Origin of the sequence: Actinomycetospora soli, assembly GCF_021026295.1 — a bacterium.
GTDB classification, from domain to species: domain Bacteria; phylum Actinomycetota; class Actinomycetes; order Mycobacteriales; family Pseudonocardiaceae; genus Actinomycetospora; species Actinomycetospora soli.
Window position 1 is genome coordinate 228,773 of the sequence record NZ_JAJNDA010000009.1, and the last position, 26,059, is coordinate 254,831.

General features: G+C 74.0%; 22 protein-coding genes. 9 read left to right on the forward strand and 13 right to left on the reverse strand.

The window, feature by feature from the left end; translation table 11 throughout:
* Positions 1–903 carry a LysR family transcriptional regulator gene (locus LN037_RS16915; protein WP_230754671.1) on the reverse strand — a complete coding sequence of 301 codons (903 nt, stop codon included), beginning with the start codon at positions 901–903 and terminating at the stop codon, positions 1–3.
* 72 nt (positions 904–975) lie between these two features.
* On the opposite strand from LN037_RS16915, the gene LN037_RS16920 reads away from it, so the two are divergent.
* Positions 976–1,209, forward strand: a complete 234-nt coding sequence (locus LN037_RS16920; RefSeq protein ID WP_230754673.1) for a hypothetical protein — start codon at positions 976–978, stop codon at positions 1,207–1,209.
* A gap of 61 nt (positions 1,210–1,270) precedes the next feature.
* On the opposite strand, the gene LN037_RS16925 is transcribed toward LN037_RS16920, so the two are convergent.
* Positions 1,271–1,555: a YiaA/YiaB family inner membrane protein gene (locus tag LN037_RS16925; protein ID WP_230754675.1), complete on the reverse strand. Its 285-nt coding sequence runs from the start codon at positions 1,553–1,555 to the stop codon at positions 1,271–1,273.
* A 29-nt stretch (positions 1,556–1,584) separates the two neighbouring features.
* The gene (locus LN037_RS16930) at positions 1,585–2,199 is read right to left on the reverse strand and encodes a TetR/AcrR family transcriptional regulator (protein ID WP_230754677.1); all 615 of its coding nucleotides are present in this window, start codon (positions 2,197–2,199) and stop codon (positions 1,585–1,587) included.
* Between the two features lie 76 nt (positions 2,200–2,275).
* On the opposite strand from LN037_RS16930, the gene LN037_RS16935 reads away from it, so the two are divergent.
* The 3 genes from LN037_RS16935 to LN037_RS16945 are packed head-to-tail and all read left to right on the forward strand — an operon-like array spanning position 2,276 to position 5,950.
* The gene (locus LN037_RS16935) at positions 2,276–3,625 is read left to right on the forward strand and encodes a cytochrome P450 (protein WP_230754679.1); all 1,350 of its coding nucleotides are present in this window, start codon (positions 2,276–2,278) and stop codon (positions 3,623–3,625) included.
* Positions 3,626–3,677: 52 nt separating this feature from the next.
* The gene (locus LN037_RS16940; RefSeq protein ID WP_230754681.1) at positions 3,678–4,409 is read left to right on the forward strand and encodes a response regulator transcription factor; all 732 of its coding nucleotides are present in this window, start codon (positions 3,678–3,680) and stop codon (positions 4,407–4,409) included.
* The gene (locus LN037_RS16945; RefSeq protein WP_308286154.1) at positions 4,406–5,950 is read left to right on the forward strand and encodes a sensor histidine kinase; all 1,545 of its coding nucleotides are present in this window, start codon (positions 4,406–4,408) and stop codon (positions 5,948–5,950) included. The genes LN037_RS16940 and LN037_RS16945 overlap by 4 nt, the downstream gene beginning before the upstream one ends.
* On the opposite strand, the gene LN037_RS16950 is transcribed toward LN037_RS16945, so the two are convergent.
* On the reverse strand, positions 5,947–6,237 hold the full coding sequence (locus tag LN037_RS16950) for a hypothetical protein (RefSeq protein ID WP_230754683.1): 291 nt from the start codon (positions 6,235–6,237) through the stop codon (positions 5,947–5,949). The genes LN037_RS16945 and LN037_RS16950 overlap by 4 nt on opposite strands.
* 146 nt (positions 6,238–6,383) lie before the next feature.
* Between LN037_RS16950 and LN037_RS33710 the strand changes: the two genes are divergently transcribed.
* Positions 6,384–8,015: an N-acetylmuramoyl-L-alanine amidase gene (locus LN037_RS33710; RefSeq protein WP_230754685.1), complete on the forward strand. Its 1,632-nt coding sequence runs from the start codon at positions 6,384–6,386 to the stop codon at positions 8,013–8,015.
* 137 nt (positions 8,016–8,152) lie between these two features.
* Here LN037_RS33710 and LN037_RS16960 read toward each other — a convergent pair whose 3' ends face one another.
* A complete protein-coding gene (locus tag LN037_RS16960) occupies positions 8,153–8,488 on the reverse strand; it encodes a DUF1918 domain-containing protein (RefSeq protein WP_230754687.1) in 336 nt (111 codons plus the stop codon).
* Between the two features lie 112 nt (positions 8,489–8,600).
* On the reverse strand, positions 8,601–11,132 hold the full coding sequence (locus LN037_RS16965) for an ATP-dependent Clp protease ATP-binding subunit (RefSeq protein WP_230754689.1): 2,532 nt from the start codon (positions 11,130–11,132) through the stop codon (positions 8,601–8,603).
* 227 nt (positions 11,133–11,359) lie between these two features.
* On the opposite strand from LN037_RS16965, the gene LN037_RS16970 reads away from it, so the two are divergent.
* Positions 11,360–12,379, forward strand: a complete 1,020-nt coding sequence (locus LN037_RS16970) for an NADP-dependent oxidoreductase (RefSeq protein ID WP_230754690.1) — start codon at positions 11,360–11,362, stop codon at positions 12,377–12,379.
* Between the two features lie 43 nt (positions 12,380–12,422).
* Here the strand turns inward: LN037_RS16970 and LN037_RS16975 are convergent, their stop codons facing one another.
* From LN037_RS16975 to LN037_RS17000, 6 genes are all read right to left on the reverse strand, one after another.
* Positions 12,423–14,471 carry a PhoX family protein gene (locus tag LN037_RS16975; protein ID WP_230754692.1) on the reverse strand — a complete coding sequence of 683 codons (2,049 nt, stop codon included), beginning with the start codon at positions 14,469–14,471 and terminating at the stop codon, positions 12,423–12,425.
* 108 nt (positions 14,472–14,579) lie between these two features.
* Positions 14,580–15,800: a CynX/NimT family MFS transporter gene (locus tag LN037_RS16980; protein WP_230754694.1), complete on the reverse strand. Its 1,221-nt coding sequence runs from the start codon at positions 15,798–15,800 to the stop codon at positions 14,580–14,582.
* A gap of 23 nt (positions 15,801–15,823) precedes the next feature.
* A complete protein-coding gene (locus LN037_RS16985) occupies positions 15,824–17,167 on the reverse strand; it encodes a hypothetical protein (protein WP_230754696.1) in 1,344 nt (447 codons plus the stop codon).
* 201 nt (positions 17,168–17,368) lie between these two features.
* A complete protein-coding gene (locus LN037_RS16990; RefSeq protein ID WP_230754698.1) occupies positions 17,369–18,226 on the reverse strand; it encodes a MaoC/PaaZ C-terminal domain-containing protein in 858 nt (285 codons plus the stop codon).
* 2 nt (positions 18,227–18,228) lie between these two features.
* On the reverse strand, positions 18,229–19,611 hold the full coding sequence (locus tag LN037_RS16995) for a 3-oxoacyl-ACP reductase (protein WP_230754700.1): 1,383 nt from the start codon (positions 19,609–19,611) through the stop codon (positions 18,229–18,231).
* Between the two features lie 13 nt (positions 19,612–19,624).
* A complete protein-coding gene (locus LN037_RS17000; protein WP_230754702.1) occupies positions 19,625–20,914 on the reverse strand; it encodes an acetyl-CoA C-acetyltransferase in 1,290 nt (429 codons plus the stop codon).
* Positions 20,915–21,051: 137 nt separating this feature from the next.
* Here LN037_RS17000 and LN037_RS33715 point away from each other — a divergent pair, with 137 nt between their 5' ends.
* The 3 genes from LN037_RS33715 to LN037_RS17015 all read left to right on the forward strand — a co-directional run bounded on the left by LN037_RS33715 (position 21,052) and on the right by LN037_RS17015 (position 24,554).
* Positions 21,052–21,732 (forward strand): TetR family transcriptional regulator, encoded by a 681-nt coding sequence (locus tag LN037_RS33715; protein WP_230754704.1) that lies wholly within the window; start codon positions 21,052–21,054, stop codon positions 21,730–21,732.
* Positions 21,733–21,828: 96 nt separating this feature from the next.
* Positions 21,829–23,862, forward strand: coding sequence for an acyl-CoA dehydrogenase family protein (locus tag LN037_RS17010; protein ID WP_230754706.1), 2,034 nt, complete (start codon positions 21,829–21,831; stop codon positions 23,860–23,862).
* 224 nt (positions 23,863–24,086) lie between these two features.
* Positions 24,087–24,554, forward strand: a complete 468-nt coding sequence (locus tag LN037_RS17015) for a DUF4190 domain-containing protein (protein WP_230754707.1) — start codon at positions 24,087–24,089, stop codon at positions 24,552–24,554.
* A gap of 202 nt (positions 24,555–24,756) precedes the next feature.
* On the opposite strand, the gene LN037_RS17020 is transcribed toward LN037_RS17015, so the two are convergent.
* Positions 24,757–26,001 carry a phosphodiester glycosidase family protein gene (locus tag LN037_RS17020; protein WP_230754710.1) on the reverse strand — a complete coding sequence of 415 codons (1,245 nt, stop codon included), beginning with the start codon at positions 25,999–26,001 and terminating at the stop codon, positions 24,757–24,759.
* Positions 26,002–26,059: the final 58 nt, after the last annotated feature.

The window sequence follows — 26,059 nt, forward strand, 5'->3', positions numbered from 1 at the left end:
TCAGGCCGCCCGACGTGACCGGAGCACGTCGAGCATGGCGGCGGTGGCGGGCGCCGGGTTCGGCAGCGTCAGCGCCTCGATGCGCCGCACGACGCGGGGACGCAGCCGACGCAGCACCACCCGGCGTCCCATCTGGTGCACGGCGAGGTCGGGCACGAGCGCGACGCCGACACCCGACTCGACCAGCCCGCTGACCATCGGGAAGTCGTCGGAGTCGAACGCGATGTTCGGGGTGTAGCCCGCCGTCGCACACATGTCGACGAGCTGCTCGCGGCACAGGCTGCCCGCGTCCCGGATCCAGGCGGCGTCGCGCAACGTGGCGACGTCGACCTCGTCGGTCGGTCTCAGCGTGTCCCCGACGGCGGGGTGCCCGGCCGGGAGCGCGACGTTCACGGCGTCGTCGAACAGGAACGTCGACGTCAGCCCGTCGGCGTCGAGCGCCGGGCCGGGCACGTAGCCGAAGGTGATGGCCAGGTCGAGGTCACCGTCGCGCAGTCGGTCGGGACACTCGTCGGGTTCGGCCAGCTCGAGCGAGAGCCGGACGGCGGGGTGGCGGCGCCGGAACTCCCCGATCGCGCCGGGCAGCAGGCGGGCCCCCGCGCTCGCGAACGACGCCAGACGCAGCCGGCCCGCCCGCAGGGCGGTGAGGTCGGCCACCTCCTCGGCCGCCCGCGCCAGGCGCCCCGCGACGACCTCCGCGTGCTCGACGAGGAGCGCGCCCGCCTCGGTGGGCAGGACCCCGCGCGCATGGCGCACGAGCAGGGGCGTGGCCGTCTCCCGCTCCAGGGCCGCGACCTGCTGCGACACCGCGGACGGCGTGTAGCCGAGCTCCGCGGCCGCGGCCGTCATCGACCCGGCCCGCACGACCGCGCGCAGGGTCAGCAGGCGCCGCGGGTCGAGCATGCAGCAGAGCTTAAGCCCGCCCCGTGAACTCGTCGCTTCTCAGAACGCCCGGCCGCTCGGAGCATGGACGGTGTGAAGCGCTGGAGCGGATTCGCCCGGTTCTGGGCGGAGCAGAGGGAGATGTCGGAGCGCCTGAGCCTCATGGAGCGCCCGTGGGAGGAGCGGTTCCTCCACTGGGCCTGGGAGGACGGCGAGATCGTGCTGCACGGCGAGCTCCTGCCGTCGCGGAAGCGGCGCATGTCCACCACCCGTGGCGGGTGGTGCCGGCGCGCGGCGGGCCGACCGCTGCCGCACCCGCCGCGCTGACGATGCGGCGTTGCTGCCACTGGATGACAGCAACGACGCTTTCCTGCTACGAGGTGAGGGGTCAGCCCGACGCGAACGGGTCGTGCTCGGCGAGCAGCTTGTCCAGGCGCGCCTGGTCGACGCGGCTGAGGATCGTGCCCTCCTCCTGGCGGTCACGCACGACCTTCGCGAGCGTGAAGGCCGACGTGACGCACCACAGCAGGCCGACGGCGAGGAAGCCGCGGACCCAGCCGTCGACGGGCAGGTAGACGAGGCCGACGCCGAGGGCCAGCAGGGAGGCGCCGAACGAGAGCGCGGCCTGGGCGGCGAAGGCGGCGGTGACGGGACGGGCCGGAGCGGTAGCCATGCCTCCGAACCGTGCCGGGCGACCCGGCGTCAGGAATCCGTGGTGCTACTCAGCCCGACGAGCAGGGCCGTGAACGGCACGCGGCACTCCGCGCGAACCCGCTCCACGTCCTCCGGCGGCGTGCGCGCCAGGAGCTGGCCCGCCGCGCTGAGCATGCCGAAGACGACCCGCGGCAGTGCGTCGCCGCCCCAGATCGGGATCCGGCCGGTCCCGCGCAGCGCGCCGAGCATGTCGGTGAGCAGCCCGTAGGAGTACTTCGCCTCGTACCGCTGCAACGTGTCCCACCCGAGCGCGAGGGGCGCCTCCCGGAACACCAACGCGCCGTACACCGGCTCCGAGCAGGCCCGCAGGAACTGGTCCAGGGCCGCGACCACGCCCGCACCGGGGTCCTCGCACGCCTCGAACGCCGCGCGCGCCGCCCCGCTCTCGGTGTGCTCGAGCTCGTCGAACAGCGCCTCGAAGAGCCCGGTCTTGCTCGCGAAGTGGTGGTAGATCGCGCCCTTGGTGACCCGGGCGTCGGCGGCGACGTCGTCGAGCGACGTCTGCGCGAACCCGCGCTCGGTGAACAGCCGGGCCGCCGCGTCCAGCAGGGCGCGCCGGGTCGCCCCGGTGTACTCCCCGCGACGGCTCTTGACCTCGACCACGACGCCGAAGCATAGTCTGGGTCAGTCACATACCCCGAGTATGTTCCCGACGACGGGTCGGTGAGAGGTGGTCGGTATGGTCGCGTTCCTGGTCGACGGTGCCCGCAGCGGTGTGCCGTCCACACCCGCCCTCGCGGTGCGGTGGGGTCTCTCCCACGGCCTGCTGCGGCGTGCGCTCGCCGCCCGGGCGCGCGCGGGCAACCGCGACGCCCGGCTGCTGCGCGATCCCGCGCTGCAGGCCGAGCCGTGGGAGCACTACCGCGAGCTGCGTCGCCACCGCCCGTTCGCGCAGGGCCCGATGGGGCGCGTGACCGCGCACCACGACATCACCACCGCGGTGCTGCGCAGCGACGACTTCGGGGTCGCCGACCGCGACCAGGTCTTCCCCGCCCCGGTGCGCCTGGGGATGCGGCTCATCGGGCCGCGCCGCTACGCGAGCATCGACGACGCCCCCTCGATGCTCGCCGTCGACCCGCCCGACCACGCCCGCTACCGCCGTCTGGTCACCCGCGCGTTCACCGCGAAGGCGGTCGCCGCCCTGCGCACGCGCACCGAGGAGATCACCTCCCGGCTGCTCGACGACCTCGAGCCGGAGCTGCGCCGCGGGTCGGTCGACCTCGTGTCCCGCTTCTCCGCCCAGGTCCCGGTGACCGTCATCGCCGAGATGCTCGGCGTCCCGCCCGAGCGGCGTGACGACCTCCTCACCTGGGGCGACGGCGGCGCCGCGACCCTCGACCTCGGACTGCCGTGGTCGCGGTACGCGACCGCCGAACGATCCCTCGCCGCCTTCGACGGCTGGCTGCGCGACCACCTGCGCGCGCTGCGGTCGAACCCGGGCGACGACCTGCTCTCGCGGCTCGTGCAGGTGGCCGACGACGACGGGTCGGGCCTGACCGAGCAGGAGCTCGTCGCCACCTCGATGCTCATCCTCGCCGCCGGGTTCGAGACGACGGTCAACCTCATCTCGAACGGCACGCGGCGGCTCTTCGAGCACCCCGAGCAGCGGGCCCTGCTCGCCGAGCAGCCCGACCTGTGGTCCAACGCCGTCGACGAGATCCTGCGCCACGACTCGCCGGTGCAGCGCACCGCGCGGCTGGCCCGCCGGGACACGGAGGTCGAGGGGGTGCCGATCCGCCGCGGCGAGATCGTGGTGACGGTGCTCGGTGCGGCCAACCGCGACCCCGCGGTCTTCACCGACCCGGAGCGCTTCGACGTGGGCCGGCCGAACGCGCGCGACCACGTCGCGTTCTCCAGCGGCATCCACTACTGCCTCGGCGCCGCGCTCGCGCGGATGGAGGGCGAGGTGGCGCTGCGCGGCCTGTTCACCCGCTTCCCGGACCTGGCGCCGGCGGGCACCCCGGAGCGTCGGCCGACGATCATCCTGCGCGGCTGGAAGCGCCTCCCCGTCGGTCTCACGCACAGCTGACGCACAGGGTTCGCCCAGCCCGGGCGAATCGGGCGGTGCCACAGTGGGCGTCATGAACGCAGCAGTGCGCGCCGAGCTCCGGCGGCCCGACGGCAGCCCGGTCCGTGCCCTCGTCGTCGACGACGAGCCGACGCTCGCGGACCTGCTCTCCATGGCCCTGCGCTACGAGGGCTGGGACGTCCGCAGCGCCGGCGACGGGCTGGGCGCGGTGACCTCGGGGCGGGAGTTCCGCCCCGACGTCGTCGTCCTCGACGTCATGCTGCCCGACATCGACGGCTTCGAGGTGCTGCGCCGGCTGCGGGCCGACAACCCCGACGTGCCGGTCCTGTTCCTCACCGCCCGCGACGCGGTCGAGGACCGGGTCGCCGGGATCACCGCGGGCGGCGACGACTACGTGACGAAGCCGTTCAGCCTCGAGGAGGTCGTCGCGCGGCTGCGCGGGCTGCTGCGCCGCGCCGCCGTGGCGACCGCCGTGCGCGGCGACGCCGGCCTCGTCGTCGGGGACCTGACGCTCGACGAGGACTCGCACGAGGTGTTCCGCGGCGGCGACCAGATCGACCTGACCGCCACCGAGTTCGAGCTGCTGCGCTTCCTGATGCGCAACCCGCGTCGCGTCCTGTCGAAGGCCCAGATCCTCGACCGGGTGTGGAACTACGACTTCGGCGGCCAGTCGAACATCGTCGAGCTCTACATCTCCTACCTGCGCAAGAAGATCGACGCGGGGCGGACGCCGATGATCCACACGGTGCGCGGGGCCGGGTACGTCCTCAAGCCCGCCGGGTGATCGGAGTGCGCTTCCTGCGGTCCCTGCAGGCCCGCATCGTCCTGACGACGATGGTCCTGCTCCTCGTCGTCTGCGCCGTGGTCGGCGTCGGCGCCGCGCTCTCGCTGCGGCACTACCTGACCCAGCAGCTCGACCAGGAGGTCACCCGCACCATCGGCTTCGTCGCCGACCCGCCCGACGGCGCCGACGGCCGCCGCCCGCCGCCGCCGGACGCCGGGAGCGGCTTCGGCGGCGGGGACTCGACGACCAGCCGCATCGAGGTCCGCAGCGTGGACGGGCGGGTGGTGTCCGCGGTCGCGCTCGGCGGCTTCCGCGGCTCCGACCTGCCGATCGCCCTCGACGACGTGGCCCCGGTCCTCGCGGTGACTCCGAGCGGGGGCGGCGCCCCCGGCGACCCCGACGATCCCGACGGCGAGTCCACCCGGCCCCGGGTGGAGACGATCGACCTGCCCGCGCTGGCCTCGTCGTACCGGCTCTCGGCCCGGCAGACCGACGACGGATCGGTGGTCTACTTCGGCATCTCGACCGGCCGCATGGACGCCACCGTGGGCAGCCTCGCCGTCTACGAGACGATCATCTTCGGCGGCGGGGTACTCGTCGCGGGCGTGGTCGCCGCCTTCGCCACACGCGCGACCCTGCGGCCGCTGCACCGGGTCTCGGCCACCGCCCGGCGCGTGTCGGAGCTGCCGCTCGGGCGCGGCGAGGTCCAGCTCGAGGACCGTGTCCCGGCGGCGGACGCCGACCCGCGCACGGAGGTCGGGCAGGTCGGCGCGGCGTTCAACCGGATGCTGGACCACGTCGCCCGCTCGCTGGCCGCCCGGCAGGAGTCCGAGACCCGGGTGCGGCAGTTCGTCGCCGACGCCTCGCACGAACTGCGCACCCCGCTGGCGGCGATCCGCGGCTACTCCGAGCTCGCCCGCCGTCGGACGGGGGAGATGCCCGACGAGGTCGGGGCCATGCTCGAACGGGTCGGCTCGCAGACCGAGCGGATGACGCTGCTCGTCGAGGACCTCCTGCTGCTGGCGCGGCTCGACGCCGGCCGCCCGCTCGCGCGCGAACCGGTCGACCTCGCACGGGTCGTCCTGGACGCGGTGAGCGACGCCCACGCCGCGTCCCCGGAGCACCACTGGGCGCTCGACCTGCCCGACGACGAGGAGCCCGCGGAGGTCATGGTCATCGGGGACCCCGAGCGGCTGCACCAGGTCGTGGCGAACCTGCTCGCGAACGCCCGCACGCACACGCCGGGTGGCACGAACGTCGTCGTCGAACTGCACCGCGCCGGCGACGAGGTGCGGCTCGTGGTGCGCGACGACGGGCCGGGCATCGCGCCCGACCTGCTGCCCCACGTCCTGGAGCGCTTCGCCCGCGGGGACGCCGGCCGGGCCCGGGCGACCGGCTCGACGGGCCTCGGGCTCTCCATCGTCTCGGCGGTGGTCACCGAGCACGGCGGCACCGTCGAGGTGACGAGCGTGCCCGGCGACACCCGGACCACCGTCGTGCTGCCGGCGGCCCCGGTGCGTGCCGAGCTGGCGCTGCGCTAGGTGTCGAGCCTGGCGAGGAGCCGGTCGAGCTTGGCCTCGACGCGGTCGAGGCGGTCCCCGAGCTCGGTCAGGGTGCGGAAGGCGGTCGCGTCGGTGTTGAGCACCGCGTCGAGGCCGGACATCCGCACCGGCGACCCGGGGACGCGGGAACCGTGGCGCTCGGGTTCGAGCACGGCGCAGTAGAGCTCGTTCACCCGGTAGTCGAGGAACGAGAGGATGTCGCCCACCGACACCGCGTTCCCGTACTGGCTGCGGACGCGGTCGCGCAGGCTGAGGTCGTCGTCCATGCCGGTGACCTTAAGTCACATCGACGGGTCTCCGGCTGCGGTGATCGGGTGATCGCCCCGCTGTGATCGTCGCTCGTTCGTGCCGCCCGGTAACGACGCCACTGTCCCGACCGCTAAGTGGGCAGCGTCGTCGGGGGAGGATCACCGTGGGATGTCGGGTCCGGGTGCTGGGAGCGCTCGTCGTGGTCGCGCTGACCGCGGGACCGGTGGCGGTCGCGGCCGCCGCGCCGGTCCCGGCCGCACCCGCCGTCGGGACGGCGGCGGAGCCCCCGCCGGTGGCGCCGCTGCCCGCCGCGACGGCCGTCGAGCCGAAGGTCGAGCGCGAGGCGCTCGGGGCGCCCGCCCCGTCCCCGGACTCGGCCGACGCGCGTCAGGCCTCGAGTCCCGACCCGCTCAAGCTCGTCGCCGTCAGCTGGACCGGGCCGACGCCCGACCTGATCGAACTGCGCAGCCGCCTGGCGAACGGCACGTTCGGGGCGTGGACCCGGGTCGACCCGGTGGACGCCGAGCGGGACGGGAAGCGGGCGGCCGTCGCGAGCAGCGAGCCGGTGTGGGTCGCCGACAGCCGGGAGGTCCAGGTGCGGGCGGTGGACGACGGGGCGCCCGCGACGGCCCGGATGGCACTCACCTCGATCGACCCGGCGACGACGACCAACGACGCCCGCGCCGTCGCGGCGTCCACCGCCAGCCCGGGCCGGCCGGCGGTGGTGACGCGGGCCCAGTGGGGCGCGGACGAGAAGCTCATGACCTGGCCGCCGGAGTACACCCCGACGGTGCGGGCGGTGACGATCCACCACACCGCGGGCACGAACGCCTACACCGCGGCCGACTCCGCGGCGATCGTGCGCGGCATCTACGCCTACCACGCGAAGACCCTGGGCTGGGGCGACATCGGCTACAACGTGCTCGTCGACCGCTTCGGCACCGTGTTCGAGGGCCGCAAGGGCGGGCTCGACCGCCCGGTGATCGCGGCGCACGCGGGTGGCTTCAACCGCGAGACGTTCGGCATCGGGATGATGGGCGACTTCACCTCCGTCGCCCCGCCCGGCGCCCAGATCGAGGCGACCGCGAAGCTCGCGGCCTACAAGCTCGGCGGGCTCTACCGCGACCCCCGCGCCACCGTGTCGCTCACCAGCGCCGGCGGCGGCACGTCGAAGTACCCGAAGGGCCGGGTCGTCACCCTGCCCACGGTGTTCGCGCACCGCGACGTCGGCGCCACCGAGTGCCCCGGCAACACGGGCGTCCGGTCGATGCCGACGATCCGGGACCGGACGGCTGCACTCGTCGGGGACCTCTCGGCCAACCCGATCCGCACGAAGTGGCTGGCGCAGCGCAGCGTGCTCGCCGAGCCCTCGGTCGTGGAGAGCGCGACCGCCCAGAACGCCCGTGTGACCCGCTTCTCCGGCTCCGGCGGGGCGGTGTACTGGTCGTCGGGAACCGGGGCGTGGTCGGTGATCGGCGAGATCAACCGCCGGTACGACGCGCTCGGTGCCGCGTCCTCGCCGGTCGGGCTGCCGACGTCCGACGAGCGCCGCACCCCGGACGGCCGGGGCCGGTTCTCCCAGTTCACCGCCGGTTTCGTCTACTGGACCCCGCAGACCGGCGCGTGGCCGGTGCGCGGCGGCATCCTCTCCACCTGGGCGGCGGCCGGCTACGAACGGTCGACCTACGGCTACCCGCGCTCCGACCAGTACGCGGTGAGCGGGGGCGTGCGCCAGGACTTCGAGCGGGGGTCGCTGTTCCTGCCGACCGGTTCGTCGGCGGCGCGGCGGGTCTGAGTTCCCGGATGCACGAAGGGCCCCTCCGGCCGAGGAGATCGACCGGAGGGGCCCTTCGTGTACGACGAGGCCGGCCGGCGGTGGGCGCCCACGGCCAGTCCATCCGGACGACGGTGTCCTTCGCCGCCCGGGACGGTTCAGCGCTGGAGGCGGTCCGCGATCTTCGCGGCCGCGTCGGCCACCGTGCGGGCCGCCCGCCCGGTGACGTCCTCGGCGGTCGCGCGCGCCTCGCCGGCCAGCTCGGTCGCCTTCTCCGACGCCCGGCCTGCCGCCTGGTCGAGACGTTCCCGGACCGAGGGCGGCTCGATGGTGGCGTCGGGACCCGGCGTCAGGATGGTCTCGTCGCCGTTGTCGTAGCGCACCCGGTAGGGCGGGCCGTCGGTGCCGAGGACACCGACGATCGTGCCCGTGCGGTCGGGGGCGTCGACGGAGTTGGCGTGCAGGGTGATCCGGTCACCGACGTTCGCGCTCATGACGCTGTCCTTCCGCGAGGTGTCTCGACCCGTGGAGTACCCCGTGCGGCCTCGAAGATCACCGGACACACGCAGGGGCCCTCCGGACGGAGGGCCCCTGCGTGGTCGTGGATCAGCTCGCGAGCGAGGGCTGGTCGACGGTGAAGGTCAGGCCCCCGTCGGCCACGTCGACGCGCACCCGGTCACCGGCCGTGAGCTCGTCGCCGAGCAGCATCGAGGACAGCCGGTTGCCGACCTCGCGCTGGATGGTCCGGCGCAGCGGCCGCGCCCCGAACTCGGGCTGGTAGCCGTGGTCGGAGAGCCAGTCGACGGCGGCGGTGGAGAACTCGACGGCGATGTCGAGCGACTCCAGGCGCTCCCGCGTCTCGGCCAGCAGCAGGCCGGTGATGGTCCGCAGCTGGGCCTGGTCGAGCCGCTTGAACACGATGACCTCGTCGATCCGGTTGAGGAACTCCGGCCGGAACGACTCCCGCAGCCGCGGCATCAGCCGCTCCTGCAGGGACTGGTCCGGGTTCGCGCTCGATGGCGCGAAGCCCAGGGCCTGCGTGTTCGTGGTGATGAGCTCCGAGCCCACGTTGCTGGTCATGATCAGCACCGTGTTGCGGAAGTCGACCGTCCGGCCCTGCGAGTCGGTCAGCCGCCCGTCGTCGAGCACCTGCAGCAGCGTGTTGAAGACGTCGGGGTGGGCCTTCTCCATCTCGTCGAGCAGCACCACCGAGTACGGCCGACGACGGATCTCCTCGGTCAGCTGCCCGGCCTCGCCGTAGCCGACGTACCCGGGGGGCGAACCCACCAGGCGCGACACGGTGTGCCGCTCGGAGTACTCGCTCATGTCGACGCGGACCATGCGGTCCTCGTCGCCGAACATCGCCGCCGCCAGGGCCTTGGCCAGCTCGGTCTTGCCGACGCCCGTGGGGCCGAGGAACAGGAAGCTGCCGATCGGCCGGTCGGGGTCGCCCAGACCGGCGCGCGAACGGCGGACCGCCTCGGCGACGGCCGTGACGGCATCGTCCTGGCCGACGACCCGCTCGTGGAGCTGGGCCTCCAGCCCGAGCAGCCGCGAGCGCTCGGTCTCGGTCAGCTGCGCGACCGGGATGCCGGTCGAGCGGGAGACCACCTCGGCGATGTCGTCGACGCCGACGGTGAGGACGCCGTCGCGGCCGGACGACCGCTCCTGGCGGGCCTCCTCGAGGGCCTGCGTGGCCTGGGCGACCTCGTCGCGCAGGGCGCCGGCGCGCTCGTAGTCCTCGTCGGCGACGGCCTGGTCCTTGTCGCGCTGCAGCGACTCGAGCCGACGCTCCAGCTCCTGCGTGTCGGTGTGCGGGGCCTTGGAACGCAGCCGCTTCCGCGCCCCGGACTGGTCGACGAGGTCGATCGCCTTGTCGGGCAGGAACCGGTCGGTCACGTACCGCTCGGAGAGCTCCGCGGCGGCCGTCAGCGCGTCGTCGGTGAAGCGGACCTGGTGGTGCGCCTCGTAGCGGTCGCGCAGCCCATGCAGGATCGCGATGGTGTCCGCGACGCTGGGCTCGGGGACCATCACGGGCTGGAAGCGACGCTCGAGTGCGGCGTCCTTCTCGATGGACTGCCGGTACTCGTCGAGCGTGGTGGCGCCGACGATGTGCAGGTCGCCACGCGCCAGGGCGGGCTTGAGGATGTTGCCGGCGTCCATGCCGCCGCCCTCGCCGGAGCCGCCGGCACCGACCAAGGTGTGCAGCTCGTCGATGAAGACGATCAGCGAGTCGGAGTGTTCGCGGATCTCGGCGACCAGCTTCGTCATCCGCTCCTCGAAGTCACCGCGGTAGCGGGTGCCCGCCACCATGCCGGTGAGGTCGAGCTGGACGATGCGCTTGCCCTCGAGCTGCTCGGGGACGTCGCCGGCGACGATGCGCTGGGCGATGCCCTCGACGACGGCGGTCTTGCCGACGCCGGCCTCGCCGATCAGCACCGGGTTGTTCTTGGTGCGCCGCGAGAGGACCTCGAGGGTCTGGTCGACCTCGTCCTCCCGGCCGATGACCGGGTCCAGCTCGCCGGCCCGCGCCCTGGCGGTGAGGTCGACGCCGAACTGGTCGATGGTCGGGGTGTCCGAGTCGCCCGCGGGGGCACCGGCCTGCGGGGCCGGGCGGCCACCCGAGGAGGCGCTGCGCTGCAGCGACTGCGGGTCGACGCCGCGCGACTGCAGCGCCTTGCCGGTGGGCGAGTCGGGGTTGGCCGCGAGGGCGAGCACGATGTGCTCGGGGCCGATGTAGCTCGACCCGAGCGCCCGGGAGATCTGGTGGGCGTCGAGCAGCGTGCGCTTCGCGGTGGGGGTGAGGGCCGGCGGCTCGCCGGAGGCCTCCCCGCGCGGGAGCTGGCCGTCGGCGTACCGGGCGAGCTCGTCGGTGTCGGCCCCGGTCCCGGCGATCAGGGCGCGCAGCGGCGCGACCTGGAGCCCGGCGAGCAGGAGGTGCCACGCGTCGAGGTCCGTGTTGCCCCGCTCGACGGCCTGGGCCGCCGCGGTGCCCACGAGACCCCGGGCCTGCTCGGTCATGAGGGCGGTGATGTCGATGCGCTGGGCGCCCCGCGGCGTGTTGCCGCCGAGGAAGCGCGCCAGGAAGTCGTCGAACTGGCCGGACCCGGGGCCGCCGGGACCGAATGCGCTGGTCATGCGTACCTTTCCTGGAGGGTCCTGCCGCCTGCGACCGGTGGTCTGCGGCGGCTGTCGTAGGGCTCAGCAATCGCCGTCCGGGATTCATTCCTGAGTCGGGGAGACTCAGGTCTCTGCGAGCGGAGACGACGGCTCTGAGCGGCTCCGGCTCAACCCCTCACCCGGGACGGGTGTTCCCGGTCGCGCCCGGATGTCACGCCTGCGGTCCGAGGGGTAACCAGGAGGACATGACGACCGCACACGAGGTCCACCTCGCCCGCCGCCCGCAGGGGTTCCCCACGCCCGACGACTTCGCGCTGGTGGAGCGCGAGCTCCCGGCACCCGGGCCCGGCGAGGTCGAGGTGGCGAACCGGTACTTCTCGGTCGACCCCTACATGCGGGGGCGCATGAACGACGTGCCGAGCTACGTCCCGCCCTTCAAGCTGGACCAGGCCATGGACGGCCGCTCCGTGGGCGAGGTGACCGCCCTCGGCGACGACGTCACCGACCTCGCCGTCGGGGACCTCGTCCTCGGCAACCTCGCCTGGCGCGACCACGGCATCTCGAAGGCCAAGCACCTGCAGAAGGTCCCCGACGTCGAGGGCGTCGACCCCCGCGCCTACCTCGGCGTCCTCGGCGCGCCCGGCCTGACCGCGTGGGTCGGCCTGCTCGACCACGCCGCCTTCCGGTCCGGCGACGCCGTGTTCGTCTCCGGTGCGGCCGGGGCCGTCGGCAGCCTCGTCGGGCAGATCGCGAAGCAGAAGGGGGCGTCGCGGGTGATCGGCAGCGCCGGGTCGGCGGAGAAGGTCGCCTGGCTGACCGGCGAGCTCGGCTACGACGCGGCGTTCAACTACAAGGACGCGCCGGTGCGCGAGCAGCTGGAGAAGGCCGCCCCCGACGGCATCGACGTCTACTTCGACAACGTGGGCGCCGACCACCTCGAGGCCGCGATCGCCGTGGCGAACGACTACGCCCGCGTCGCCGCGTGCGGCGCGATCGCGCACTACAACGACACCGACGGCGACACGACCCCCGGCCCGGACAACCTGTTCCAGATCGTCAAGAAGCGGCTGTCGATCCAGGGCTTCATCGTCTCGGACTCGCTCGACCGCTTCCCGGCGTTCCTGGAGGAGGTCACGCCGTGGGTGGCCGAGGGACGCGTGCGGTTCGCCGAGACCGTGACCGAGGGCGTCGACCACGCCGTCGACGCCTTCCTCGGGCTGCTGCGAGGCGAGAACACGGGTAAGGCCCTGGTCCAGGTGCGCTGACGCGCCCGTGAGTACTTCTGACGGTGATAGCCGTCAGAAGTACTCACGAGGCGAAGCCACCTCCGTCGGACCGCCACACCACCACGACGGCGGGTCGGGCCGGGCTGGTGCCGCCGTCCGGCCAGTGCGACGCCGGGCGGTCCAGGGAGGCGTCGTCGACCTCGCCCGGGTGCTGCACGCACACCATCGCGCAGTTCGCCATGATCACCGGACCGCACGTCTCGGCGCCCCGGGGCACGGTGAGGAACTGCTTGACCCGGCCCCGGTCGGCGCCGGCGAGCGAGACCGCGAACAGCCCGTCGTTGGCGTCCAGCGCGTTGCCGTCGGTGGAGACCCACAGGTGCCCGTGCGTGGGGTCGAAGGCCAGGTTGTCCGGGCACGAGATCGCGCTGACCTGGTCCTTCGGGAACCCGCCGTAGTAGGTGTCCGCCGCCTTCGGGTCGCCGCAGACGAGCAGCAGCGACCAGGCGAAGGTCGTCGCGGTCGGGTCGGAGCGGTCCTCGACGAGCTCGAGCACCTGGCCGTTGGTGTTCGCCGGCCGCGGGTTCGCGGCGTCGGGTCCGGCGGCCCCGGGCTCGACGCCCCGCTCGTCGTTGTTGGTCAGCGCCATGTACACCGCGCCCGTCACCGGGTGCGGCTCGACGTCCTCGGGGCGGTCCATCTTCGTGGCGCCCACGACGTCCGCGGCCTGCCGGGTGAACAGCAGCACCTCGGTGCCCGAGAAGCCGGGCACGAACGAGCGCGCGGTGCCGTCGGGCCGCGACTCCACCAGCGGGCGCCACTCGCCCCGGCCGCCCGACCCGCCGTCGGGACGGGCCTCACCGGTGAAGGTGGCGACGTAGAGCGTGCCCTGGTCGAGGAGCGTCTGGTTGAACGCCCGGTCGGCGGGCGCCGTGCCGGGGCGGGCCTTCGCGGAGGAGACGAACTTGTAGGCGTACTCGAAGCGCTCGTCGTCGCCCATGTACGCGACCGTGGTCCCGTCGGGCAGCACCCGCACCGTCGCGCCCTCGTGCTTGAACCGGCCGAGCGCGGTGTGCTTGCGCGGGGCGGCCGCCGGGTCGAACGGGTCGAGCTCCACGACCCAGCCGAAGCGGTGCGCCTCGTTCGGCTCGCGGAGCAGGTCGAAGCGCGGGTCCACGGTCTCCCAGCGCCGCTCGCTCGCCTCGCCGTCGAGCCCGAGGCGCTCGTAGCGGGCCTTCAGCACCGGGTCGGCGACCGCGGCGCCGTTCGCGAAGTACTGGTCGATGTTCTCCTCGCCGGAGAGCACCGTCGACCACGGCGTCGTCCCGCCGGCGCAGTTGTTCAGCGTGCCGAGCACGGTCCGGCCCTCGGGGTCCGCCGCCGTCCGGACCAGCGGGTCACCCGCGACCGGGCCGGTCAGGGTGAACGGCGTCGTCGCCGTGACCCGGCGGTTCAGCGGGTCCTGCAGCACGGAGGTCGGCCGTCCCGACGACGGGTCGAGCGCCACCGCCACCACGCTCATCCCGTGCGCGGCCATCCCGATCCGGATCTGCTCCGGGGTAGGGGCCTCCGCGACGTAGGCCGGGTGCATGAACGGCTCGGTGGTGTACTCGTGGTTCGCGACGAGCAGTGCCCGCGTGGTGTCCCCGGGGATGGGGATCACGGCGAGGAAGTCGTTGTTGAACCCGAACTGCTGCGCCTGCCTCTCGGCGGTCTGGTTCGCGACGTCGAAGGTGGGCGCGCCGGTGACCACCGGGTCGCCCCAGCGGATGAGGACCTGCTGGGCGTAGCCCTCCGGCACCGTGACCGCGTCGGCGGTGTTCGGCGCGACCGCGGTGAAGCCGAGGCCGGGCGAGGGCGGGACGGGCGCGGACGGGGACGGGGTGGCCGCCGCCGTCGGCGCGGGTCCGCCGCCGCCGCAGGCCGCGAGCGCGCCGGTCGCGCCGACCACGAGACCCGCCGACAGGACGCTGCGCCGGCTCAGCGTGCCGGACACGACCTCGCGGAACGTCGGGTTGTCACTGCGGTTGCGCACCGGGGCGTCGCAGGCGTCGCCGCACTTGTAGCGGCAGTGCGTGGCGGAGCGGCGGTGGTCGGTCCGGGTGAGCAGCGGCAGGAGACGGCGGTTCACGTGGGGGAGCTCCCGGTCGTCACGATCGTGTGGTGGTGCCACCGACCGTAGGTAACGATCACGGACGAATCGGGCATACGAGACGAACGACAGGTGAACGACCCGGGGTCAGCGCACCGTCGCGGCGGCCCGCTCCGCCGCTCCGGCCCCGACGTGCCGGTCCCGTGCGGCCCCGAACCCGGCCACGGTGAGCGGGACGAGCATCACGAGCAGCGTGACCATCGGCCAGGTCCAGCTGCCGGTCACGTCCCGGATGGCGCCCAGCGCGAAGGGCCCGGCGGCCGCCACGACGTAGCCCACGCCCTGCGCCATCCCGGAGAGCTCCGAGGTGTGCGCGGCGTCGGGCGAGCGCAGCGTGATCAGGGTGAGGCCGAGCGAGATCCCGACCCCCTGGCCCAGTCCGATGATCACCATCCACAGCGCGGCGGAGCCGTCCGGGGCGAGGAGCAGCCCGAGGTAGCCCACGACCCACAGGCCGATGAGCAGGCCCACGAGGTGGAACTGGGTCGGGCGGCGGGTCGCGAGGACCGGGGTCAGCGCCGAGGTCACCAGGGAGGCGAGGCCCGTGAGCGAGAGCAGGAGTCCGGCCTCGGCCGGGGTGCGTCCCCGCTCGACGAACAACGTCGGCGCCCACGCCGTGAACGAGTAGAACTGCAGCGACTGCAGCCCCATCAGCAGCGTCACCTGCCACGCGAGGGCCGAGCCCCACAGGCCGCGGACCGGGGCCGCCGGCGCCACGGGCGGTGCCGCCGCGGCCGCGCGCCGGGCCCGCAGCACCCAGGGCGACCACAGCAGGATCGCGAGGCAGGCCCCGATCGCCCAGAGCGCGAGGGCCGGGCGCCAGCCCAGTCCGGTCGCCTGCTCGATCGGCACCGTGACCGCGGCCGACAGGGCGCCGCCCGCGGAGATCATCGTCGAGTAGGCGCCGGTCATCGCCCCCGTGCGGTGCGGGAAGTCGCGCTTCACCACGACCGGCATCAGCGTGTTGCCGATCGCGATCGCGACCCCCGCCAGCAGGCTGCCCACCAGCAGTGCCGCAAGCGAGGGCACCAGCCGGACGAGAATCCCGGCCGTCAGCACGAGCAGCGCGGCGAGCAGCGTCGTCTCCAGACCGATCCGCCGCGCCACCCGCCCCGCCACGGGGGCGAGCAGGCCGAAGCAGAGCACCGGCAGCGTCGTCACCAGTCCCGCGACGGCGCTGGAGATGCCGAGGTCCGCGCGGATCTGGGCGACCAGCGGCGACACCGCGACCACCGCGGGGCGGAGGTTCAGCGCGATCAGCAGGACGGCGACGACGAGCAGGGTGGTCCGGAGGCGCGACGTCGACACGCCGACATCCTTCCATCGGCGAACTACCGGTGATGCCTCCCGGCCGCCGTGTGCTTCGTCCCGGTGTGCTGCGTGGAGGGCGGTGCGCCGGCGGTGTCGGCCACCGTGCGCAGGTCGAAGGAGAGGAAGTCGCGGCTCGAGGTCTGCAGGTAGTGCTGGGCCCCGACCTGCTCGCCGGGGAACAGCGTGAAGGCGTCGGGCCGCGGGTCGCCGGTGGGGTGGAAGTACGCGCCGGTGACCCACGCCGGGTTGATGTCCAGCTCCATCCCACGGACCACGCCGGCGCTGCGCAGGATCTCGCCGAGGGTGCACACCGACAGCGCCGGGCCGCCGACGTAGACCTCCGCGCCCGTCGCCGTCACGCCGAACGCCGACCGGTTGATGTAGGCGGCCTGCCCCACGGTCGAGCCCCACTCGGCGGTGCCGCCGGTGGCGCAGGTCGGGTTCACCACGCCCTGGTCCACGAGCGGCACCAGGTTCTGGCGCACCGCGACGACGTCCGGGCCCATCCGGACCTCGCTGCCCCAGGCGCCGACGTCCGCGGTCCCGTCCCGGCGGATCACGAGGCTGGCCGCACCCGGGACGAGCGGCCGGGCCTCCCGGCCGTCGAGGTACCAGCCGCCGTGGCTGTCGCCCTGCAGCCGGAAGCCCGCGGAGAACGCGGCGACGACGGTGCGCTGCTCCTGCGCGTCGATCGACGACGGCACCGACCACGTGCCGCCCGGGTCCTCCGAGCCGGGGTGCAGCACGCCGCGCACCAGCGTCGGGTCCATCCACAGCACACCGACGGTGAACGACGTGTGCTGCGCGTCCGGGCGCACCGACGCGACCCGCACCGCGGACCCGCGCGGCGTCGACACCACGGTCTGCCACTGGCCCTCACCGGGCAGCGGCGGGAGCCCGGCGGGCGCGGGGAGCGGGGGTGGCGCGGGGCTGCCGCCCGGACGGTCGGCCTCCGCCCCGTTCGCGGGCGGGATGCCCCCGGCCGGGGCGCCACCGGTCGGCGGCTGGTCGAGCTGGTACTGCGCCGATTCCAGGGCGGTCACCACCGGCCCGAGCCCGTGGTCGCGGCCCCATTCCGCCAGCCGCGCCGCGACGGTGTCCGAGCCCGGCCGCGTCAGCGCGTGGACGAGCGACGGGGCGGCGACCACGCCGACGAGCACGACCGCCACGACGAGTGCGGCGAGCGTCCGCCGCGCCCACCGACGCCGGGGCAGCAGGCGCCGCCACCGGCTCGTCCCGACGGCGGGTGGGGTCGGCCCGGTGCCTGTCGGCCCGGGCGTGTCCGGCTCGTCGTCGGGACGCGCGATCCGGTCGGTGGGTCCGGTCCCGGTGGGGTCGAGAGCGGACGGGGAGTGCGGGGCCACGACCGTTGATCGTGCCCCTGACCTGCGGTGTCACCGTGAAGCGGGGTGCTCCGCGTGACACGTGTCGCGCGCGATCGGATCGTGCTGTCCGGGTTCGTCCCGCGGTGTCCGGGTCCCCCGCACCCCCGACATGCGTGAGGGGAACCCTCGAGCGCTCTTGTGGCTCGAGGGTTCCCCTCACGTCGGTCGGGGGCGGTGCGCCTACGACGCCGGGCGCACCGTCAGCAGCAGGTGGTCCTTGCCCTTCTTCGAGCGCAGCGCGGCGTCCCAGCCGTCCTTCGTGGCGGCGGTGTAGAGGAACGCCTTCGACGGGATGCGCAGCGGCGAGCGGAACACCGCGTCGACCGTCACGGCCTCGTCGGTGCGGCCGGCGAGCGCCGCGAGGACGCGCGCTTTCGACCACATGCCGTGCGCGATCGTGCCGGGCATCCCGAACGCCTTCGCCGCGAGCCCGTTCACGTGGATCGGGTTCACGTCCCCGGACACCGCGGCGTAGCGCCGGCCGATGTCGCCGGGCACCGTCCACACCGCGTGCGGCCGGTCCCCGACGTGCGGCTCCGGCTCCGGCGGCGCCGCGTCGGTCGGCTCCTCGGCGCTCGCCCCGCGCACGAAGTAGGTCGAGCGCGAGTGCCAGGCCGCCTCCTCGTCGGGCAGGCCGACCGTCGACACCAGGTCGACCTGCGCGCCCTTGGGGTGCGCGACGAGCCGCTCGGCGTGCACGCGCACCACCAGCGGCTCCCCGACGGCGAGCGGCCGCTGCTGGGTGATGACGTTGCGCAGGTGCACCATGCCCGGCGCGGGCAGCGGGAACTCGCGGTCGGTCATCAGCCGCATCTGCAGCGGGAACGCCAGCATGTGCGGGTAGGTGATCGGCAGCTCGCCGCCCACCCGGAACCCGCACACGTGGGCGTAGTCCGCCACCGCGTCGGCGTCGATGGTGGCGTTGACCAGCTCCAGGGTCCGGTCGGGCAGCGTGGACCCGCCCGACCGGGCCGTCAGCAGGGCCCGCCCGTAGAGCGCGCCGAGCGTCGGCGCGCTGTCGAGGGTCTCGGTGGGCATCGTCAGGCCCCCAGGTAGTTCTGGCCGTCGACGCGCAGGACCTGCCCGTTGATCGCGTACGAGGCGCCCTGGGCGAACCAGGCGATCGTCTCGGCGACGTCGATCGGCAGGCCGCCCTGGGTGAGCGAGGACAGCCGGCGGCCCGCCTCGCGGGTGCCGACCGGCATCGCCGCGGTCATGGCGGTCTCGATGAACCCGGGCGCGACCGCGTTGATCGTCGCGTCCTTGTCCGCGAGCAGCGGGGCGGTGGCCTCGACCAGCCCGATGACGCCCGCCTTGGAGGCGCCGTAGGAGGTCTGGCCGCGGTTGCCCGCGATGCCGGCCATCGACGAGACGGTGACGATGCGGCCGCCGCGGTGGAACCCGTCGTCGTCGGACGAGGCCAGCAGCAGGTCGTTGATCGCGAGCTGCGAGTTCAGGTTGACGTCGATGACCGAGTTCCAGCGGTCGGTGTCCTGGTTCGCGAGCAGCTTGTCGCGGGTGATGCCCGCGTTGTGCACCACGATGTCGATCCCGCCGTGCCGACGGCAGTGCTCGAGGATGGCCTCGCCCGCGCCGTCGGAGGTGATGTCGAGCTGCAGCGCCGTGCCGCCGACGTCGTTCGCGGTGTGGGCGAGCGCGTCCCCCGCGGACGGCACGTCGACGGCCACGACCGTCGCGCCGTCCCGGGCCAGCGTCTGCGCCACGGTGCGGCCGATGCCGCGCGCGGCGCCGGTGACGACCGCGACCTTGCCCGTCACCGGGTGTTCCCAGTCGGTGCCCGCCGAGGAGCCCGCGTACCCGGGCACGGTGCCGACGTCGAGGCGCTGCCCGTCGACGAACGCGGAGCGCGAGGAGAGGAAGAACCGCAGCGTCGACTCGAGGTCGTTCTCGGCCCCGTCGGCGACGTGGACCAGGTTCACCGTGGCGCCGTAGCGCGCCTCCTTGGCCGCGGAGCGGACGAGGCCCTCGAGCGACCGGCGGGCCGCGCGGACGGCGGGGCGCTCGGCCTGGGCCGGGACGTCCCCGATCACGAGGATGCGGCCCGACGGCCCGACCCGGCGCATCACCGGGGTGAGGAACTGCTGGACCGCGGCGAGGTCGCGCGGGCTCGACAGCCCGGTGGCGTCGAGGACCGCGGCGGCGACCTTCGACGAGGACGAGCCGCCGCCGATCGGGGCGGCCGGGTCCTCGTGGACCTCCACGCCCGCGTCGGCGAGGACCGCGCGGACGACCTTGGCGACCCGGCCGTCGGCGGTGGCGGTGCCGAGCAGGGCGGCGCCGGAGAGCAGCGGCTGCCCGGGCTGCCAGCGGCGCAGCTTCGGCACCGGGGGGAGACCGACGTTGCCGGCGACCGCCCGGCCGAAGCCCGAGTTGACGAAGTCGGAGTACCAGTCGTGCGACATGACGTGTCCCTTCTCAGGCCTCGAGGATGGCGACGACGCCCTGGCCGCCGGCCGCGCAGATGGAGATGAGCCCGCGACCTCCGCCGTTCTGGTGGATCGTCTTCGCGAGCGTCGGCACGATGCGGGCGCCGGTCGCGGCGAACGGGTGGCCGGCGGCCAGCGAGCTGCCGTGCACGTTGAGCTTGCCGCGGTCGATCGAGCCGAGCGGCGCGTCGAGCCCCAGGCGCTCCTTGCAGAACTGCGGGCTCTCCCAGGCGGCGAGCGTGGCGAGCACCGTCGAGGCGAACGCCTCGTGGATCTCGTAGAAGTCGAAGTCCTGCAGGGTGAGGCCGTTGCGCTCGAGCAGGCGCGGCACGGCGTAGGCGGGCGCCATCAGCAGGCCCTCGTCGCCGTGCACGTAGTCGACCGCGGCGGTCTCGGCGTCGACCAGGTGCGCGAGCACCGGCAGGCCGCGCTCGGCGGCCCACTCGTCGGAGGCCAGCAGCACAGTGGCCGCGCCGTCGGTCAGCGGCGTCGAGTTGCCCGCCGTCATGGTGGCCTCGGCCTTGTCGCCCCCGGCCGGGAAGAACACCGGCTTGAGCTTGCCGAGCTTCTCCGCCGTCGAGTCGGCGCGGAGGTTGTTGTCCTTGGTGAGGCCGAGGAACGGCGTCATGAGGTCGTCGAAGAACCCGGCGTCGTAGGCCTTCGCGAGGTTCTGGTGCGAGCGGGCCGTCAGCTCGTCCTGCGCGGTGCGCTCGACGCCCCAGTGGGCGGCGGTGATCGCGGCGTGCTCGCCCATCGCCATGCCGGTGCGCGGCTCCCGGTTGGCCGGGATCTCGGGCACGAGCTGGCCCGGGCGCAGCCCGGCGAGGGCCTTGACGACGCCGGCGGTCGACTTCGCGCGGTTCGCCTCGAGGAGGACCTCGCGCAGGTCGTCGTTCACCGCGATCGGGGCGTCGGACGTGGTGTCCACACCGCCCGCGATGCCGACCTCGATCTGCCCGAGGGCGATCTTGTTGGCGACGAGGATCGCGGCCTCGAGGCCGGTGCCGCACGCCTGCTGCACATCGTAGGTCGGGGTGGCGGCGGAGAGCCGCGAGCCGAGGACGGCCTCACGGGTGAGGTTGAAGTCGCGGCTGTGCTTGAGGACGGCGCCGGCGACGACCTCGCCCATGCGCTCCTCGGTCAGCCCGAAGCGGGCGACGAGACCGTCGAGCGCCGCGGTGAGCATGTCCTGGTTCGAGGCGCGGGCGTAGGCGCCGTTGGAGCGGGCGAACGGGATGCGGTTGGCGCCGACGACCGCCGCGCGACGGGGGCTGGCCATGGGGTCCTCCAGGGAGGTGCGGGCTTGGTTACTCAAAAGTAGCAGGTACCGTGGGTGCCGTGAGTCGTCGTTCGCATCGTCACGAGGACGAGGGGTCCGGCCGGCGTGGCCGCCGCACCCCGTCGTCGGAAGGCGCTGTGACCGACGGCGCACCGGAGCAGGACACTGCCCCGCCGCCCCGCCGCGACAAACGTTCGAGCCGCTGGGACGAGCACCGGCGCGCCCGGCGGCAGGAGCTCACGCTCGCGACGATCGTCGCCATCCGGCAGTTCGGACCCGACGTCGGGATGAGTCAGGTCGCGGCGCAGGCGCGGACCTCGAAGACGGTGGTGTACCGCCACTTCACCGACAAGTTCGACCTCTACCAGGCCGTCTGCGAGCGCGTCGGCGCGGTGATCGTCGGGCAGGTGGCCGAGGCGATGCGCACCGCCGGCCCGCCGCAGGAGATCCTGCGCCAGGGCATCGACGCCTACCTCACGCTCATCGAGCGCGACCCCGACATCTACCGCTACGTGATGCGCCCTCCGGGCTCCGACCGCTCCTCCTCGGCGGCGGAGGGCGACTTCGTGGGCGACCTGACGTCGTTCATCGGCGACCACGTCGGCGAGATCATCACCACCGAACTGCACCGCCAGGGCCGCGACCCCGCGCCCGCGGTGACGTGGGGGCACGCGGTCGTCGGGATGGTCCGCTCGGTGGGCGACCACTGGCTGACCGCCCGACCCGAGGTGTCCCGCGAGGTCATCACCGCCGAGGTCGCCGACCTGGCCTGGGGCGGGCTCGACCTCACGGTCAACTCCTCGGCCGCGTCCGCCTGAGCGGGTGACGCGCCCCACCCGGGGAAGCGGGTACTCCCGGTACGCAGTACAACCGTGGTTACCGACCAGTAACAAGCTCTGAGGAGGCCTTCCGAGATGGCCGCTCCGTTCTCCGCCCCGCCCTCGCCGTCCGACGTGTCGCCCGCCGCCGTCGACGCGGTCCGCCGGTCCCTCGACGGCCGCTGGTCCTGGCTGCGCGACGAGATCCGCGCCCGGGAGGACTTCGCCGAGCTGCACGTCGAGCCCGGCATCGACGCCGAGACCCACCGTGCCCGGGTGTGGGAGATGCTCGGGCAGCTGGCCGCCGACGGCCACGCCGTGCACGGCTTCCCGACGGCCGTCGGTGGCCGCGGGGACATCGGCGGCTCGGTGGTCTCGTTCGAGATGCTCGCCTTCGCCGACCTGTCGCTGCAGGTCAAGAGCGGGGTGCAGTGGGGCCTGTTCGGCGGGGCCATCCAGGCCCTGGGCAACCCCGAGCAGCAGGCCCGGTACCTGCCGGCGGTCATGGACCTGTCGCTGCCCGGCTGCTTCGGCATGACCGAGACGGGCCACGGCTCGGACGTGCAGTCGGTGCACACCACGGCCACCTACGACCCGGCGACGCAGGAGTTCGTGGTCGACACGCCCACCGAGTCGGCCCGCAAGGACTACATCGGCAACGCCGCCCGCGACGGCCGGATGGCCGCGGTCTTCGTGCAGCTGTGGTCCGCGCGCGAGGGCGAGGTGCCGACCCGGCACGGCGTGCACGCGGTGCTCGTGCCGCTGCGCGACGAGCAGGGGAACGTCCTGCCCGGCGTAGAGATCACCGACGACGGACACAAGGAGGGGCTCAACGGCGTCGACAACGGCCGACTCGCCTTCCACGGGGTCCGCGTGCCGCGGGAGAACCTGCTCGACCGCTACGGCACCGTCGCGCCCGACGGCACCTACTCGAGCTCCATCGAGAGCGAGAACCGGCGCTTCTTCACGATGCTCGGCGCGCTCGTGCGCGGCCGCATCAGCGTCTCCGGCTCGGCGGTCGGGGCGGCCCAGCTCGCCCTGACGATCGCGCTGCGCTACGCCGAGGCCCGCCGCCAGTTCGCCGCCCCCGGCGGCGACGGCGAGATCGTGATCCTCGACTACCTCGCCCACCAGCGGAAGCTGCTCCCGCTGCTGGCCCGCACCTATGCGCTGCGGCTGGCCCAGAACGAGCTCGTCGAGATGCTCCACGACATCCAGACCGAGCGGGAGGCAGGCGGCTCGGTCGACGAGAAGCGCCAGCGCGAGCTCGAGTCCCGCGCCGCGGGCATCAAGGCGCTGTCGACCTGGAACGCCACCGAGGTCATCCAGGTCTGCCGCGAGGCGTGCGGTGGCCAGGGCTACCTGTCGGAGAACCGGCTGGGCACGCTGCGCGCCGACACGGACGTGTTCACCACGTTCGAGGGCGACAACACCGTCCTGCTCCAGCTCGTGGCCAAGGGCCTCATCTCCGGTTACGCCGACGACTTCGGCCACCTCGACACCCTCGGCACCATCCGCTTCGTCGCCGACCAGGTGCTCGACACCGTCGCCGAGCGCACCTCGCTGCACCAGCTCGCCGAGCGCCTGCGCGGTGCGGCGACCGGCGGGGACGACGAGGAGGTCCTCGACGCGTCCTGGCAGATCAAGCTGCTCGACGACCGCGAGGAGCACATCCTCGACGGGCTGGTGCGCCGGTTGCGTCCCGCCCGCGGCAAGGGCGTGACGCCCGACCGGGCGTTCGCCATCTTCAACCGCGCGCAGGACCACCTGCTCCACGCCGCCCGCTCCCACCTCGACGGCCTCGTCCTCGACGCCTTCAACCGCGCGTGCGAGGCGCAGGCCGACCCGACGGCGCGGCAGCTGATGCGTTCGGTGTGCGACCTGTACGCGCTGAGCGTCGTCGAGCAGGACAAGGGCTGGTTCCTCGAGCACGGCCGCATCTCGGCCGCGCGGTCGAAGGCGGTGACGGCGGAGATCAACAAGCTCTGCCACACGCTCCGGCCCCACGCGCGGACCCTGATCGACGCGTTCGGCATCCCGGAGAGCTGGATCGACGCGCCGATCGCGACCGGCGCGGAGACCCGCCGTCAGGACGAGGCCATCGCCCACACGGCGACGCTGCGCGGCTGAGGGCCTCCGGCTCGCCCGGGTCGGGCCTTCCCGACGGCGGGTGGGTCCGGTTCCCGGGGTCCGGCCGCGGCGGGAGTGACGTCGGGCAGGGCCCGAGCCCTCCGGGTCTGCCTGAGGCCACGCACGGGTCGTTCGTTCCGTCGGTCGCCACCGCCCGGCGGTGTGAAACGGGACGCGGCGGGTAGAAGGTGGTCACCCGTACCCGATCCGAGAGGACATCCGACGTGACCGAGCCCTTCCCTCAGGGGCAGTGGGACGCCGGCACCGCCACCCCGCCGCCGAAGCCGAAGAACGGCATGGGCACGGCGGCGCTGGTGTTCGGCATCCTCGGCCTGCTGACGTGCTGGTGGCTGCCGATCATCGGCTTCCTGTTCGGTCTGCTCGCCGTGATCTTCGGCGTGATCGGCCGCGGCCGGGTGCGCAAGCAGCAGGCGACCAACGGGGGCGTCGCGCTCACCGGTCTGCTGCTCGGTCTGCTCTCGGTGATCGTGAACATCATCCTGATGATCGTCGTCGGCGTCGGGCTCTTCGCCTTCTTCCAGTCCGGCGGCGGGAACTCGCTCGACCAGCTGCAGCAGTGCCTGGCCCAGGCGCAGAGCGCAGGCAACCCGGCCGCGGTCCAGCAGGCCCTGGCGCAGTGCCAGGAGCAGTTCCAGTCCCAGCTGCCGAACCTCGGCGGCGGCGGGCAGTAGACCGACGAACGACGACGGGCCCGGCACCTGGTGGTGCCGGGCCCGTCGTCGTGCGAGGGGTGTCCGAGCCGGGCGATGAGCCGCCTCGCGGCGCGTGGCACACCAGGGCTTCAGCCGAACGATCGTCCCTGGTGGCTCTTATTATTGAGACCCGGGGGCACATGGCGCCCGGCCCGGACACCCGATCCAACCACGTCCGCGGTCACGATGTTCCCGCCCCGGACGGAAAATCTCGCGCCGCCGGCACCACGGCGAGCCCGTCGGCCACCGCGCGCAGGGGCGACGAGGACGGGACGTTCACGACGCCGAGCCGTCCACCGGCCGGGCGGCGCACCATCTGCGTGGACCCGCCGCCGTCGAGCGCGACGGCCTGCGGGATGCCGAGCTCCGTGACGAGCCGTCCGAGCTCGGCGAGCGTGGCCCCGACGCTCGCCTCCTGGCGGCCGTCGACGGCGATGAGGAAGAGGGCCCGCCCGTCGGCGGAGAGCCCGACCGCGGTGCGCGGCGCCCGCTCGGAGGTCTGCAGGCCCGGCCACGGCGCACCGTCCCGGACCAGCGCGAGCGCGCCCAGGGCGGTGCGCAGCGGCGGGGTGTCGGGGGCGAGGGCGGTCCACCGGGCGTCGACGGGGTCGCCCGCCCGGAGAGCCCGCAGCGGCGCGGCGGCCGCGTCGCGGGCGACGAGCGCGACCTCGCCGGCGGGTACCGCCGTGGTGCCGACCGGCCCGACCGCGACCGCCTTCCCGGCCTTCACCCGCACCTCCACGGCGTCCCGGGCGCACGGTGCCTTCGCGTCGGTGTCGCTGCCGCACACGGTGCGGGCGCGGGTCGCCCCGCCCCAGGCCGGGGTGAACGCCGCGACCCCGCCGACCGGTACGGCGTAGAGGTTGAGCCCGGCGAGCGGCAGGTCACGGCCGGAGAGGCGCACCGTGCCGGAGAACAGCACCCGCCCGATCCGCCCCAGGCCGTCGGCGCCGATCCCGACGACCGTGTCCGGGCTCGACCCGGGTGGGCCGGGCGGGGCGGGACGGCGCCCGACCGGCACCGCGGACTTCACCAGGGCGCCGTTCTCCAGCTCGACCCCGACCGACGCCCCGGTGCCGCCCTGGTCGAAGAAGTTGCCGTTGACCCCGCCGATCGCCCCGGCGCGCGCGGCCAGGTCCGGCACCGTCCCGACGGCACTCACGACGGCGGGTCGCAGCAGACGGACCGCGACCGTCCGGTTCGCGAGGTCGACCCGGATCAGGTGCCCGCGCACCCGGCCGGCGGTGGCCGTCGTCGTGAACTCGCGGTACTGCGTGCCCGGGACGTCGTCGGCCCGCCCGCCGAACAGGGTGTCGAGCACCCGACCCTCGGAGGGCGGCGGTGGTGGTGGCGGGGCCGCCGACGCGCTCGGCGCGAGGACGACCACCGCCAGCACGGCCGTCGCTGTGACCCTGCCAACTGCCATGACGCTCCTGACTGCCGTCCGGAGCAGCAGACTGACCCGAGTGGGTCTGGAACAGGTG

Bases quoted from the DNA above. Each gene is read 5' to 3' on its own strand.
- LN037_RS16990 (WP_230754698.1), bottom strand. From the start codon at position 18,226: ATGCCCACCGAGACCCTCGACAGCGCGCCGACGCTCGGCGCGCTCTAC.
- LN037_RS16960 (WP_230754687.1), bottom strand. From the start codon at position 8,488: ATGAGCGCGAACGTCGGTGACCGGATCACCCTGCACGCCAACTCCGTC.
- LN037_RS16965 (WP_230754689.1), bottom strand. From the start codon at position 11,132: ATGACCAGCGCATTCGGTCCCGGCGGCCCCGGGTCCGGCCAGTTCGAC.
- LN037_RS16925 (WP_230754675.1), bottom strand. From the start codon at position 1,555: ATGGCTACCGCTCCGGCCCGTCCCGTCACCGCCGCCTTCGCCGCCCAG.
- LN037_RS16915 (WP_230754671.1), bottom strand. From the start codon at position 903: ATGCTCGACCCGCGGCGCCTGCTGACCCTGCGCGCGGTCGTGCGGGCC.
- LN037_RS16970 (WP_230754690.1), top strand. From the start codon at position 11,360: ATGACGACCGCACACGAGGTCCACCTCGCCCGCCGCCCGCAGGGGTTC.
- LN037_RS16950 (WP_230754683.1), bottom strand. From the start codon at position 6,237: ATGGACGACGACCTCAGCCTGCGCGACCGCGTCCGCAGCCAGTACGGG.
- LN037_RS16995 (WP_230754700.1), bottom strand. From the start codon at position 19,611: ATGTCGCACGACTGGTACTCCGACTTCGTCAACTCGGGCTTCGGCCGG.
- LN037_RS17020 (WP_230754710.1), bottom strand. From the start codon at position 26,001: ATGGCAGTTGGCAGGGTCACAGCGACGGCCGTGCTGGCGGTGGTCGTC.
- LN037_RS16940 (WP_230754681.1), top strand. From the start codon at position 3,678: ATGAACGCAGCAGTGCGCGCCGAGCTCCGGCGGCCCGACGGCAGCCCG.
- LN037_RS17010 (WP_230754706.1), top strand. From the start codon at position 21,829: ATGGCCGCTCCGTTCTCCGCCCCGCCCTCGCCGTCCGACGTGTCGCCC.
- LN037_RS16935 (WP_230754679.1), top strand. From the start codon at position 2,276: ATGGTCGCGTTCCTGGTCGACGGTGCCCGCAGCGGTGTGCCGTCCACA.
- LN037_RS17000 (WP_230754702.1), bottom strand. From the start codon at position 20,914: ATGGCCAGCCCCCGTCGCGCGGCGGTCGTCGGCGCCAACCGCATCCCG.